13 protein-coding genes and 2 tRNA genes are annotated in these 13,092 nt (G+C 65.4%); 5 read left to right on the top strand and 10 right to left on the bottom strand.

The annotated features are described in order from the left end of the window. Positions 1–41: 41 nt before the first annotated feature. From CKY51_RS07840 to CKY51_RS07855, 4 genes are all read right to left on the bottom strand, one after another. Positions 42–932: a TIGR01777 family oxidoreductase gene (locus CKY51_RS07840; RefSeq protein WP_031339365.1), complete on the bottom strand. Its 891-nt coding sequence runs from the start codon at positions 930–932 to the stop codon at positions 42–44. Positions 933–1,110: 178 nt separating this feature from the next. After that, the gene (locus CKY51_RS07845) at positions 1,111–1,704 is read right to left on the bottom strand and encodes a DUF4142 domain-containing protein (RefSeq protein ID WP_022971832.1); all 594 of its coding nucleotides are present in this window, start codon (positions 1,702–1,704) and stop codon (positions 1,111–1,113) included. Between the two features lie 87 nt (positions 1,705–1,791). After that, on the bottom strand, positions 1,792–2,073 hold the full coding sequence (locus CKY51_RS07850; RefSeq protein ID WP_022971833.1) for a hypothetical protein: 282 nt from the start codon (positions 2,071–2,073) through the stop codon (positions 1,792–1,794). A 37-nt stretch (positions 2,074–2,110) separates the two neighbouring features. Further along, positions 2,111–2,392, bottom strand: coding sequence for a hypothetical protein (locus CKY51_RS07855; RefSeq protein ID WP_152249071.1), 282 nt, complete (start codon positions 2,390–2,392; stop codon positions 2,111–2,113). A gap of 296 nt (positions 2,393–2,688) precedes the next feature. Here CKY51_RS07855 and CKY51_RS22400 point away from each other — a divergent pair, with 296 nt between their 5' ends. The 3 genes from CKY51_RS22400 (at position 2,689) to CKY51_RS07865 (ending at position 4,885) form a co-directional block, all read left to right on the top strand. Further along, complete coding sequence (locus CKY51_RS22400) at positions 2,689–2,853, top strand: hypothetical protein (protein ID WP_170292302.1); 165 nt, start codon at positions 2,689–2,691, stop codon at positions 2,851–2,853. Positions 2,854–2,921: 68 nt separating this feature from the next. Then, positions 2,922–4,016: a DUF3182 family protein gene (locus tag CKY51_RS07860; protein WP_022971835.1), complete on the top strand. Its 1,095-nt coding sequence runs from the start codon at positions 2,922–2,924 to the stop codon at positions 4,014–4,016. Next, positions 4,016–4,885 (top strand): alpha/beta hydrolase family protein, encoded by an 870-nt coding sequence (locus CKY51_RS07865; protein ID WP_152249072.1) that lies wholly within the window; start codon positions 4,016–4,018, stop codon positions 4,883–4,885. The genes CKY51_RS07860 and CKY51_RS07865 overlap by 1 nt, the downstream gene beginning before the upstream one ends. A 224-nt stretch (positions 4,886–5,109) precedes the next feature. Here CKY51_RS07865 and CKY51_RS07870 read toward each other — a convergent pair whose 3' ends face one another. From CKY51_RS07870 to fabR, 6 genes are all read right to left on the bottom strand, one after another. After that, positions 5,110–5,904 carry a hypothetical protein gene (locus CKY51_RS07870; protein ID WP_022971837.1) on the bottom strand — a complete coding sequence of 265 codons (795 nt, stop codon included), beginning with the start codon at positions 5,902–5,904 and terminating at the stop codon, positions 5,110–5,112. Positions 5,905–6,109: 205 nt separating this feature from the next. Continuing rightward, entirely contained in the window at positions 6,110–7,333 is a 1,224-nt protein-coding gene (locus CKY51_RS07875; protein ID WP_152249073.1) for an RtcB family protein, read from the bottom strand. Between the two features lie 51 nt (positions 7,334–7,384). Then, a complete protein-coding gene (locus tag CKY51_RS07880; protein ID WP_022971840.1) occupies positions 7,385–8,512 on the bottom strand; it encodes an SPFH domain-containing protein in 1,128 nt (375 codons plus the stop codon). A gap of 332 nt (positions 8,513–8,844) precedes the next feature. Next, positions 8,845–8,913 (bottom strand) — tRNA-Gly (locus CKY51_RS07885). Between the two features lies 1 nt (position 8,914). Next, positions 8,915–8,982, bottom strand: a tRNA-OTHER gene (locus CKY51_RS07890). A 1,150-nt stretch (positions 8,983–10,132) separates the two neighbouring features. After that, positions 10,133–10,780, bottom strand: coding sequence for an HTH-type transcriptional repressor FabR (gene fabR / locus CKY51_RS07895; protein WP_022971842.1), 648 nt, complete (start codon positions 10,778–10,780; stop codon positions 10,133–10,135). 90 nt (positions 10,781–10,870) lie between these two features. Here fabR and CKY51_RS07900 point away from each other — a divergent pair, with 90 nt between their 5' ends. Together CKY51_RS07900 and CKY51_RS07905 are read left to right on the top strand one after the other, a co-directional pair. Further along, positions 10,871–11,947, top strand: a complete 1,077-nt coding sequence (locus CKY51_RS07900; protein WP_031339375.1) for a ferredoxin reductase — start codon at positions 10,871–10,873, stop codon at positions 11,945–11,947. Positions 11,948–11,956: 9 nt separating this feature from the next. Continuing rightward, positions 11,957–13,078: a fatty acid desaturase family protein gene (locus tag CKY51_RS07905; RefSeq protein ID WP_022971844.1), complete on the top strand. Its 1,122-nt coding sequence runs from the start codon at positions 11,957–11,959 to the stop codon at positions 13,076–13,078. Positions 13,079–13,092: the final 14 nt, after the last annotated feature.

The following is a 13,092-nucleotide window of genomic DNA, read 5'->3' on the forward strand; positions in this document are numbered from 1 at the left end:
GGCTTGCGGGTCGGCGCCGAGCGGCGCGCGGCCTGCCGCCCTCAATCGCGCAGGATGGCCCGCAAGGCGTCCTGCAGTTGCGGATAGCGGAAGGTGAAGCCCTCGGCCACCGCGCGTTGCGGGACGACCCGCTGGCTGATCAGCAGCAGGTCGGCCATTTCGCCGAAGCCCAGCCGCAACGCCGCAGCCGGTAGCCGTAGCAGCGCGGGACGATGCAGTACCGCGGCCAGCGTGCGTGCGAAGTCGTTGTTGGTGACCGGCGTGGGGGCGGTGGCGTTGTAAGCGCCTGCACCGCCCTGCGCGAGCAACCAAAGCAGCAAGGCAACCATGTCGTCACGGTGGATCCAGCTCATCCAATGCTGTCCATCGCCGAACGGACCGCCGCCGCCAAGGCGAAACGCCGGCAGCATCCGCGCCAGTGCACCACCGTCGCGTTCGAGCACGATCCCGGTGCGTACCCAGCTCACCCGCGGGCCCAGCGCAGCGATCGCGGCGGCCTCCGCCTCCCAGTCACGACACAGCATGGCCGAAAAATCGTCGCCGGCCGGCGACGCCTCGCTCAGGACGGTGTCGCCACACTCGCCGTAATAGCCCACGGCCGAGCCGGAAACCATTACCCGTGGACGCTGCTCGGCGGGCTGGCCGGCGATCCAGCTCGCCAGTTGCCGCGTCGTCTCCAGGCGTGAAGCGCGCATGCGGTGCTTGCGGGCGGCAGTCCAACGCCCGGAGGCCAGCGGTTCTCCCGCCAGATTGACCACCGCATCCACGTGCAGGTCGGTGGGCAGGCTGGCCAGCGCGTTGACGGCCGGCAGCGCACGCGCTGCGCGCGCCGGCGAGCGCGTCAACACACTGAGCTGGTGGCCGGCGGCATGCGCAGCGGCACAGAACGCGCTGCCGATAAAGCCGGTGCCGCCGGTGATCAGTACATGCATGGCGCGCATCCATTCCAGAGGATGCCGCACGATAAACCGACCGGCACACAGGCCAGGTGAAACCGGCTCAACCACTGGCTGCACCTGCTGCGCGGAGATCTCCGGTTGCAGGTCTTGGTGGCCGGCGGTCGGCCGCCGACGCCGCACGCATCGGCGCGTGCGGCGTCGGGACGCTGTCTCAGCGTGAGGACGAGACGGCGTGTGCGCGTTCGAAGTGCGCGGCGACCACCCGGCGGGTTTCCTGCAGATGCTGCTTGACCGGCTCGGTCTGCGCAGCCGGCAAGAGTTCGGCATCGAGGATCTTGATGGTGTCGCCGTGGTCGATCACCATCGTCCGCAGAAAGGCGTTGCGGTAGGCATCCTTGCCGTCCGGCAGGGTGAGGGTCTGCGACAGTGCCTCGATAGCGGCCTTGCCCTTGGCCCGCATCGCCTCGGCACGCGGGCTATCGGATGCTCCCAGGGCCTGGGTTTTTTCCAGGTTGGCCTGGTGGTCGTGCAGCAGTTGCTTGGCGAATTCGTCGGTGGCCCCGCCCAGATCCTGGGCGATCGCCTGCTTGGCCAGCGCGATCTCGTTCTCATCGATGGCGGCCAGCACGCCCAGCGCGCCCGCATCGCCCTTGGCCGGTTCGCTCGCACCGGCGCCACTGATCGGCGCTGGTGTCGGTGTCGGCGATTCCGCCGGTGCGGTACGGGAGGCCTGGCCACCTGGACGATCGCAACCGGCAAGCGACAACGAGGCAACGACGAAAGCAGCGGCAAGCGTGAATTTCATGGAGTTCCTGGAAGACGAATGGGGCGTAAGGAATACGCAGTGCTGAAACGGGACGGAGCCGCTAAGCGGCTCCGTCAGGAAGGGCGGTCAGGCCCACTGCGGCTGACCGAGCGCGCCGCCGCGCGTCGGTCTGCCGGCAGTCGGTGCCAGTACGGGTGCAGCGCGCTCCTGTGCGTGACGGCAAGCGCGTGCCATCTGCGCTGCGCGCTCGCGGATCGTGCCGTGCTCGCTGGCTGGCGCGCTGCCGAGCAGGCTGGCCACATGGAAGCCAAGGATCTCCTCCGCGCGGTCGCCCTGGTCGCTGATGATGTGCGGCACCAGCCGCTCCAATCGTTCCAGCTCCTGCTGCACTTGATACGGGGTTTTCATGACGATCTCCAATGAATAACGGGTGTTGCTTGCTGCATCAACGATTGCGCGCACCCAACCGCTGCCAGCAGTCGGTTGCCAGTTGCTCGTAGTTGGATTGCGTGGTCGAGGAAATGAAGTGATGCTCCAGGCGGTCGCGGAACAGACGCAGGCGCTCCTGGTCGCTCGAACGCGGTGCTTGCAGATAGATATCGCAAGCCATCTTCACCACCGGGGACAGTTCGCTGAACTTGCCCGCGCCAAGGTTGCCCTCGGCATGCCGCGCCTGCCAGTGCGCGATTTCGGCTTGTACATCGATGACGGAGGGATCTCTGCTCATAACTTCGGTGTTCCGCAAATAACAAACTTGACGCGCAGGGTAATGGCGTGCATGTCAACACAGGATCATCGGACCCAACTGTGTCGTACGCGTTTTCGGCCGTTTGGCTGAATTAGTCAGGGGGATGTCCTGATACCTCGATGCGTGTTTAGCGCTCCGTGCAGACAGCAGCGCTGCCTGATGCCGCGCAGAGCAATCGCGCATTGCCGCATTTCACGGAAGATTCTGAACCGCTCTACACCTGGGTAACGTCCGATGGATAAGGTAGAGATGAACGCACGGAGAAGGAAAACAGGATGCAGGATCGGCAGGACGATGGACATGCGTCACAGCAGGCGACTGGGACATCCGAGGCGCGTGTCTGGTGGCAAGCACTGTTGGAGCTGCGCGGCGGGCGCATGATCGTCAGCTTGATCGTCGTGATAGCGATCGTGTTCGGCCTCTATATGGCAATGAAATGACACTGCCTCACGACAGGTGATGTGCCAAAGGGCACACGCCCGCCGGATCGGCCACAGCGGGGACCATCATGAAATCCATGCCGTTCACGCGCGTGGTGGGGCATTGCACGCGCCAGGTCGCCGACCATGGCCATGAACGCAAAACCCACGCCTGGGTTTGCGCAGAAGTCGCACGGCTGCTGAAGATCGAGACGACCTTGCCTGCTGGCGATGGCTTGATCGTGCCGGGTACCTACCATATTCCCGACGAGACCTTGACCGCGACGCAGGCACGGGCGCTGGGGATCGCCGACGTCGGCGAGGTCTTGGGCGGCATCGTGCCACATGCCTTTCTCGCGACCAAAGTGATTGGGCATCCCTTGGTCGGCGATGACGCCACCTGCGTCGACGGCTGGAGCCAGCCCTTGGCCAAGGCGCTGCAGGTCGCAACGCTGCCCGGCTACACGGTGTTCGCTGCCGCCGATGCGGAGCAGGCGTTGACGAGGCTGCAGCCAGCCGGTCCGGTCCGGCTGAAGCTGCCGACCGGCGTAGGAGGGGGCGGCCAATGGAAGATCGAGGACACAGCGCAGTTGCGACAGCTGCTGACGCAACTGCCATCGGACTATTTGGCCCTCCATGGCGCGGTGCTGGAGCACAATGTGCTGGATCCGGTGACCCATAGCGTGGGTGAGGTGATGTTGGCGGGCGTGCAGATCGCCTATGTCGGCACGCAGTGCAGCGTGCAGGACGCGGAGGGAGCGGAGGTCTATGGCGGATCCTCTCTGCGCATCCAACGCGGGTCGCTGGAGGCCTTGGCCGTGTCTGCACTGCCGCCGTTGCAGCGCAAGGTGGTCGAGCAGGCCTGCATCTACGACCGGTTCATCGCGGCGGCCTATCCTGCACTGCAGATATCGCGTCGCAATTACGATGTGATCAGTGGTCGCGATCTGCGCAATGCCGAGGTTGGCGGGGTATTGGAACAGTCTTGGCGCGTGGGCGGTGCAACCCCGGCCGAGCTCGCTGCAATCGAGTGCTTCCTGGCCGATCCGACATCGCAGTGGGTAACGGCGTCCACGCATGAGCTCTATCGCGGTGAGCCGCCGGACGATGCGCAGATCTATTACCGCGCCGAACCCGGCGCAGCCGGGCCGCGCTACAAGTATCGAAAGGTGTCAGTGGACTGATGGAAGCCAAACTCTCCAGTATCCAGATCCCGGTCGACCAGGATGAGCTCAGCGGGACCTTGCTCACCCCGACCGGAATGCCAGGTGTGCTGTTCGTGCATGGTTGGGGCGGTAGCCAGCATCACAGCCTGGTGCGTGCCCGCGAAGCGGTCGGATTGGGCTGCATCTGCATGACGTTCGATCTGCGCGGGCACGAGGGCTATGCGTCGATGCGGCAGAGCGTGACACGTGCGCAGAATCTGGCCGACATCATTGCCGCCTACGATCAACTGGCCGGCCTGCCGTATGTCGATCCGCAATCGATCGCCGTGGTGGGGCTGAGCTATGGCGGGTATCTCTCGGCCTTGCTGACGCGCGAACGGCCAGTCGAGTGGCTGGCCCTGCGCTCGCCGGCGCTCTACAAGGACGCGCACTGGGACCGGCCCAAGGTCAGTCTCAATGCCGATCCTGATCTGATGCGCTATCGCCAGCAGGCGCTGACACCGGATGAGAATCTGGCCCTGGCGGCCTGTGCCGTATTCCGCGGCGATGTCTTGCTGGTCGAGGCCGAGCAGGACGTCATCGTTCCGCATCCTGTCCTGCGTAACTACGCCAACGCGTTCGGGCAGGCGCGTTCACTGGCGGAGCGTGTCATTGTCGGTGCCGATCATGCCCTAAGCGTGAAAGAGCATCAGCAGCAATACACCCGAGTCCTGATCGATTGGCTGACCGAGATGGTCGTCGGGCGACGCGTCGCGCTGGCCAAGGAAGTGGTGGCGGCCCGCAAGCAATTGTTGCGCGAGCACCAGGGCGAGGCGGTGTCTTCGCCAGGGCAGGGCTCACGCGAATTCCGCGGCGATATCCGTGCGGTGGAGCAGTCCACCGGATGAATCGGTGGTTGCCGGCTGTGTCGCGCGATCGGCATGTGGGTTTGCATCGCCCGCGGACTGCTGTCGAACGCGATCCATCCGCTCCTCTGCCAGAGCAGGCGCTCAAACACTACACCGATTGGAACACTACACCGATTGGTGCTCGGTGTCCTGCCCACGACACATCAGCGGGCCCTTTTAGACCCGCTGATGCAGTGTGATGCGTGAGATAAGACAAGGAATGCTCAGCGACGTTCCGAGCGATCCATGGAGTGGCGATCGTAGCGGTCCGAATCGAAGGCTTCGCGCACCGCATGACGGGCTTTGTCCCAGCTCAGACGGGAATTGGCTTTGGCGCGTTCCCAGCCATCGCTCAAGTCGCGTTCCATTCGATCGTCCCACTGCCGGCCCGTGTGCTGGTGACGCGCCTGCATGCCATAGCGATAGGCCGGACGGTAATCGTCGTAGGCGTAAGCGTCGTCCCGGTAGTCGACGCTGTCGAAGCGGCTCTGGTAATGCGTATCGCTGTCGCGATAGACGTCGTGGGTGCGGTCGGCGCGCTCCCAGGCATCGCGCGCGGCCAAGCGCGCTTCTTCCCACTCCAGGTGAGATTCCCCGCGGTTGCGCGGCCATTCTCCCGCCAGCGTTGCTTCGGTTTCTTCCCAAGTGCTGGTCGGCCGCGTTTCGCGGGCCTGCAGACCGAACCCATAGACGGCGGCGTAATCGCGATCGTAGTCGCTTCCCTCCTTGTAGTAAGGACGATTGCGATGCTCCTGCCGCCAGTATTCGGTCTCGACCGTCGGATCCAGGCGCTCGGCGACGCCCTTGCCGGCTGCGGCACCGGCCACGACGCCGGCGGCAGCGCCGATCAAGGTGCCAAGAGGCCCGAATACCGTGCCGGCGAGTGCACCGGCCGCCGCGCCGCCGGCGACGCCGCCGACGCCCACGCCGATCGGATGTGCACCTGGCGCGCCGGAGATCGGATCGCGGTTGAGGTCGTGTGCTTCGGCTTTGCGTTCCTGCTTGTCGTAGCTGCTCATATCACCTCCCAATTGGCCAAAAACCGCGCCCTGAGCGGGGCGCGAAACGTGGCGCAACGATGGCGTTGCCAGAGTGAAACGGGCGTGCGTGGATGTGATCGTGATTGCGACATGGCTGAATCGTGCAGGCCTAACGGATGGGCTTGTTTGCGCTGGTGCGCTACGCGCTTGCACGCAAAGAAAGGGCCGCTCACGCGGCCCTCGCTTATCCCTTGATGCAGACGACCTGACGCAGCGTGTGGACCACTTCGACCAGATCCTGCTGCGCTGCCATGACCGCATCGATCGACTTGTACGCCGCCGGCGATTCGTCGATCACGGCGGCATCCTTGCGGCATTCCACGTGCGCAGTCGCCTCACGGTGCTGGGCCAGGGTGATCTGCTGGCGGGCAGCGGTTCTACTCATCACCCGGCCGGCGCCGTGGCTGCAGCTGTGGAAGCTTTCGGCATTGCCGCGGCCCCGCACGATGTAGCTGCACGTGCCCATGCTGCCGGGAATGATGCCCAGCTCTCCTGCGCGTGCGCTCACCGCTCCCTTGCGGGTGATCAGCAATTCCTCGCCGCCGTGCGTCTCCTTTTGCACGTAGTTGTGGTGGCAGTTGACCGCCAGCTTTTCCAGCTGGAAGCGCGGCAGGCGGTGACGCATCTCGGCCAGCACCTGCGCCATCATCGCTTCGCGATTCTCGCGGGCGTAGTCCTGCGCCCAGGAGACCGCGTCGACGTAGTCATCGAACAGCGGCTCGCCCTGCATGAAGAATGCCAGGTCCTTGTCGGGCAGATGGAAGCCCAATACCCGATGTGCCAGTTGCTCGCGTGCCTGTTCGATGAAATACGTACCGATCAGGTTGCCGGTGCCACGCGAACCGCTGTGCAGCATGACCCAGACTGCATCGCTTTCATCCAGGCAGATCTCGATGAAGTGATTGCCGCCGCCCAACGTGCCGATCTGGCAGTCCAGCTTGTCGGTGCGGATGCGCCGATGCTTCTGCTTGATGGCGTCCAGTCGCTGCACCAGTCCCGATTGGGCAATGCGGGTCTGGATGCTGTCGGGCAGGCGGTGGTGCTCCCCGCCGCGGCCGTTGCCGACTGGGACGCTACGCTCGATGCTCGAGCGCAGCTGCGCCAGGCTGTCGGGCAGATCGTTGGCGCGCAAGGTGGTGCGCACCGCAGCCATGCCGCAACCGATGTCCACGCCGACGGCGGCAGGAATGATCGCACCGCGGGTCGGAATCACCGAGCCCACCGTGGCGCCCTTGCCCAGGTGCACGTCGGGCATCACCGCGACCCACGGCCCGACGAACGGGATGGCAGCGATGTTGCGCAGCTGGGCGTGCGCCTGCGCTTCCAGCGGCACGCCACGCACCCAGCCCTTGATCGGCGTGGTGCTGCCTTCGGCGTGCAGCAATTGATAGTTATCCGAATGACGCATGTCTCTTCTCCATTGTGGCAGCGTGCGGGCGTCTCCTTGCGCCCGCACGCCTTATCCCTTCATCGTCACCAGTTGCTTCAGCACGCCGTCCAGGCCGCCGAAGACGGTGAGGCGGTCGACCTTCTCGGTGACCTTTTCCAGCGCTTCCAGCTCCTTCAGCCGCATCAGCACCGGGCTGCTTTCCACCAGCTTGGCGGTGTTGAGCAGCGAGCGCGTGGCATTGGCTTCCTCGCGCCGGCGGATCACGTTGGCTTGCGCCTGCTTCTCCGCCTGCACGACGCCGTTGAGGATCTCGCGCATCTCGCCGGGCAGGATCACATCCTTGACCCCGACGCCGAGCACGTCGATGCCGAAGCCGGACAAGCCGCCGCGGACGTGCGCGAAGATGTCCGCATCCAGCGAGGCCTTGTCGCCCAGCAACTCGTCCAGCGTCTTGGCCGCCACCGCCCGTCGCAGGCCGTACTGCAGCTCGCGGTAGAGATAGTCGCTGGCCTTGGCAACGCGCGTCCGCAACGCCACGGCGTCGACCACGCGCATGCTGGCGGCCAGGTTTACCCGCAGCGAGACCTTGTCGCGGGTCAACAGCTCCTGTCCGGACACCTCCACCGACTGGACGCGCAGGTCGATCACATCGATGGCGACGTTCCGGTGAAAGTTCCAGAACGCATAGCAGCCAGCTGCGAACGTGCCGCTGAGGCGACCATCGATGAAGACCAGCCCGAGCGACTCGGCCGGGACGTCCATACACACCGCCACCTGCGACAGGCTGCCGAGTTGGCGCAGGCGCCGCTGGACGTCGCTGGGCACCAGCAGTCCATCGCCCAGGGCCAGTGGCTGCACCTCGATCGATGTCGGCCCGCGCCAGTACAGCGCGCGGCTGCCGGGCGGCAAGACGCCCTCGAGCTTGCCATTGCGGATCAACAGGCCCACCTGCTGCATGCTGATGTCGGCCAGCACACAATGGCGCGTCAGCGCATCGCCCAGCACGGCGATCACCGTGTCGATCTCGCTGCCGGTGATGCTCGCAGTGGTGTGGATGGGTTGAATGACGACGTCGGTGCGCTTCAACGGATCGAACCGGCGATAGACGCCGGGCTCGAGTACGCCCTGAAGGCGACGGTTGCGATACACCAGGCCGCGTTCGCCGTCACCGATCACGACCCTCTTGGTCCAGAACATGGCTTTGCTCCTTGGTTTGGCTCTGGTGATCCGATCCATGCATTGCCGATCGTCTGCCGGATCGGGTGGCAGACGTGGGTGCCGATGCAACGCGGCGATAAGGTGGAAACGCCCGGAACGATCACGGCGCGGAGCACAGCGTGCTGTCGGTGCCGGCGATCGCCGCGGCATCCGTGCTCTAGGCGAGCAGCGGCCGACGGCGGCGCGGACACGTCCAGGGCGCAGGCTCGGCGCCGTGGTCGCTGCCGCACCGTTGCGATCCATTGCACGCAGGCGGCAAGCGTGTTTCCTGAGTGGGGACTTGCGTCCCGGAGGCCATGACCGGGTGGCCATGGTTGGAGCGGGAGTCGAACCCGCGACCGGCAGATGGTGTCTGCTGCTCTAACCAACTGAGCTATCCAGTGGTGAACGTGTCGGAATCGAACCGACCCCTGCGTACGAGCCGCCGCTCCACCTTGGAGCCAACGTCCAGAAACAGAAACTGCTGGTGACAATCCGGTATACGCAACGGCACGGCCGCGCGCACCGGCTGGTAGAAAATCCAGGCCGCTGGAAAGTCACTGCATGGTTTCTGATTATCGTTTATGAAAACGATAATACGGTGGATGGACCTGCCGCCCGTGCCCCGCACCTGGGCACAGCGCTCGCGCGCCTGGCGACCTGCAACGTCCTTGTTGTCGGGCAGTCCATGCCCGGGTGCCAGGAGTCGGTCATCCGTCTATAAGTGATGCGAACGCACAACGAAAAACGCCCCCGGTGACGATCCGAGGGCGTTCGCTTGCCTCGGAGATCGGTGACCGATCTCCTGGGCAGGACAATCAGTCGTTGGGCTGCAGCTGCATCCGCACTGCAATCGTGCAGGCGCGCGACATCGCGCGGAGGGCGCGTGGCAGTCGTTCGTGTTTGGCCTGCAGGACGGAATACATGGGGATGCTCGAATGGGTTGGGGTTGAAACTGCTGAGGGCGCGAACGTTACCGGGGATTTTTTCGGTTTGCAAGGGGTTTTTTAAAAATAATGCGATGACGATTATCTCGTGCTGCCGGAGCGGCATTATCTACGGGGTGATTGATGCCGTGGATACACGCTCTAGAGACCAGAAAATGCATCGCTGCACGCCGATATGCCGTCGGCCGACGGTCGGACCTTGATCGTAGGTAGTAGCGGCAGCGCAGATGAGCGGCGCTGCGCCAGGCGGCCGCATGTTCTTCCCGGCCTGGCGAAGGATTGCGCGCCGCGCTGGCATCCACTCGCCATGCTTTCGGGCGTTGGTGTGCCCTGGGTGCCCAGCTGGACTCAAGGAGAGGTGCGCTACGGAGTGCTGGGACGCTAGGCGTGGGCAGCAGCGGTTGCGCCCACGACGTCCGGTGTCTGTGTGGTCACGCGGCGACGTGGCCGCTGGCGTGATGGACCGATCTAAGCGCCACCCGCAAGCCTGCCGTCGCCATTGCGGCCAGCCAGCATGATGTGCCCCAGTGTTGCGTGCGGCACGGGGCAGGGCGATGCGCTGCAGGCAGCGGTGGAGGGCTGCGCGGCATCCGGCGTCAGGACGACGCGGACCGATGACGAGAGAAGCCGGGTTTGGGTTGCGGAATGGCCGGCCAAGGCACAGCCGGGCGGCTCAGCGGGCAGGGTGGGCCAATGCACGCGCGCCGGTCAGGATCATCCGCAACATCTGCGCGATCTGCTCGATCAGTTCCGGATCCTTTTCCGGCGGCCGGTCCATCGCGGTGGCACCCATGGCAAAGACCAGCCGGGTAATGGCCTTGGAGACCAGCTCCGGTGCATGCAGCGTGGCATTGTCGGCGGCCGCCAGCCGGATCAGGTCCACGCGCAGCTCGTCCTCGAAATAGGTGAGCTCGCGTTCCACCGCCAGTTTGAAGGCATCCGAGCCCACCGCGCCTTCCCGCAGCAGCACGTGCAGCAACTTGTCGTCGGCACGCAGCTGTTCCATGAAGGTTTCCACCGAGACCCGGATGACACTGCGGTCGGTCGAGGTCGCGCGCTGGCGGGCCTGGCCGATGATGGTGCGCAACGAGCGGCCGGCCAGGTCGATCAGTGCCACGGCCAGTTCGTCCATGTCGCGGAACTGGCGGTAGAAGCTGTTGGGCGCAATGCCGGCCTCGCGGGCAACCTCGCGCAGACTCAGGGTGGACAGGCTGCGGTGGGGGCCGATCAGCGACAGCGCCGCGGCAAGCAGATCCTCGCGCGAGATCGCCGCTTTGCGTGACGGCGGGGCGTCGTGGGAAGGCAGGACGATCGAGGTCATGGGCGCGGGCCGGGCTTGGGCCTGAATCATAGCCCCTTCCGCAGTGCACAACTGTATACACGGATGTGCATGCGTGCGTATAGTGTGCCCATGTCCTCCGTCATCTCGCTCCCGTCACGCGCCCCGTTACCCGCCAGGCTGGCTCGCCGTCTGGTGTCGGCGCCGCTGTTCGATTTCTGGGCCACGCGGCTGAATCCTTTATGGACGCTGGAGCGGCCCATGGCGCGTCTGGAGTCCCGCCAGCAGGCCAGCTGCGACGCAGCCACGCTGGTGTTCCGCCCCAATCGGCACTGGCAGGGTCAGCAGGCCGGCCAGCACGTCAGCATCGGCGTGGAGATCGACGGCCGCCGGCTCTTGCGCAGCTACAGCCCGACGGTGCTTGCCGATGGCCGGTTGTCCATCACCGTCAAGGCGATCGAAGGCGGGGTGGTCAGCCAGTTCCTGGTCCATCAGGCCCGACCGGGGCTGGTGGTGTCGCTGGAGCCGGCCTTCGGCGATCTGCTGCTGCCGGCCGCGCCGACGCCGTTGCTGCTGCTGGCGGCCGGTAGCGGCATTACGCCGATGCGGGCGCTGCTGCAGGCGGCTGCGGCCGCCGGCATGCCGAAGGACATCACGTTGTTGTACTGGGTGCGCCGGCGCGAGGAGGCGTGTTTCCTGGACGAATTCCAGGCGCTGGCCGCCGCGTTTCCGCGCCTGCAGGTGCAGCTGCTGACGACCCGTGAAGGGGCCGAGCCCGCGCAGCGGATCGATCGCTATTCGCTGCAGCAGGTCGATGCGCTGGCGCAGCGCCATGTGCTTGCCTGCGGCCCGGGCGGCTTCGTCCAGGCGGCCCGCGCGCGGCTGCAAGGACAGGTGGCGGCGTTTCAGGCCGAGGCCTTCAGCGTGCCGGTACAGGCCGAAGACGCTACGGGTCAGGTGCAGGTGCAGCTGTCACGCAGCGGTCGTACGTTGACCCTGTCGCGCGGCCAGTCCTTGCTGGACGGGCTGGAGGCGCAGGGTGTGCGTCCCCGCCATGGCTGCCGCATGGGCATCTGCAATACCTGCGCCTGCCCGCGCCAGTCCGGTACCACCCGTCATCTGCTGACCGGCGAGTACAGCAACGAACCCACTGCGCAGGTGCGCCTATGCGTCAGCGCCCCCAGCACCGACCTGATCCTGGATCTGTAAGGAACCCGCATGAGCCGAGTCAACAACCGCGCCCTGACCCCCGCCGAACTGCAGTCCTTCGGCGAAGAGCTCGACGCGGTCCGCGCCGGCGTGGTGCGCCAACTTGGCGCATCCGATGCCCGCTACATCCGTCGCATCGTTGCAGCCGTGCGCTGGACCGGCGTGGCCGGCCGTGCGCTGCTGTTCCTGGGCGCCTTCGTGCATAGCGTGTTGATTCCGGCCTGGATCGCCGGCGTGCTGCTGCTGGCCTTGTCCAAGATCCTGGAGAACATGGAGCTCGGGCACAACGTGATGCACGGCCAGTACGACTGGATGGGCGATCCGCAGCTCAACGGCAATACCTACGAGTGGGACATCGTCGCCACCGGCGATAACTGGCGCAAGACGCATAACTTCAAGCACCACACCTACACCAATGTGCGCGGCATGGACGATGACATCGGCTATGGTCTGTTGCGCATCTTCCCCGAGCAGCGTTGGCGGCCGTTCTATCTGGCGCAGCCGTTCATTGCGGTGGTGTTCGCGCTGCTGTTCGAATGGGGCGTGGCGATTCAGGATCTGCGCCTGGGGCGTTGGTTCGCCGGCAAGATGAAGGGCGCCGAGCTGCGCGAGGCATTCTTGCCGGTCGGCCGCAAGATGGGCCGGCAGATGCTCAAGGACTATGTGGTGTTTCCGCTGCTGGCAGGGCCGTTCTTTCTGACCGTGCTGCTCGGCAACCTGGCCGCCAACGTGCTGCGCAGCATCTGGACCTTCGTGATCATCTTCTGCGGGCACTTCACCGCCGATGCGGAAGTCTTCCCGAAGGAATCCATCCGCAACGAGTCGCGCGGTCATTGGTATCTGCGCCAGTTGCGCGGTTCGTCCAATCTGACCGGTGGCAAGCTGATGAACGTGCTGTCGGGCAATCTGAGCCATCAGATCGAGCATCACTTCTACCCGGACGTGCCGGCCAACCGCTATGCGCAGATGGCCGTGGAGGTCAAACGCATCTGCGCGCGCTACGGGCAGCACTACAACACCGGATCGCTGCCGCGTCAGTTCGGCCAGGTGATGTGGCGGATCGTGCGGCATGCGTTCCCGAGCCGGCCGGCGCCGGCACGGGATGGCGAGGCGGCATTGCAGAACGCTTGATCGCCTCGCTGGGA

The sequence above is a fragment of the Xanthomonas maliensis genome (genome assembly GCF_009192945.1).
GTDB classification, from domain to species: Bacteria; Pseudomonadota; Gammaproteobacteria; order Xanthomonadales; family Xanthomonadaceae; genus Xanthomonas; species Xanthomonas maliensis.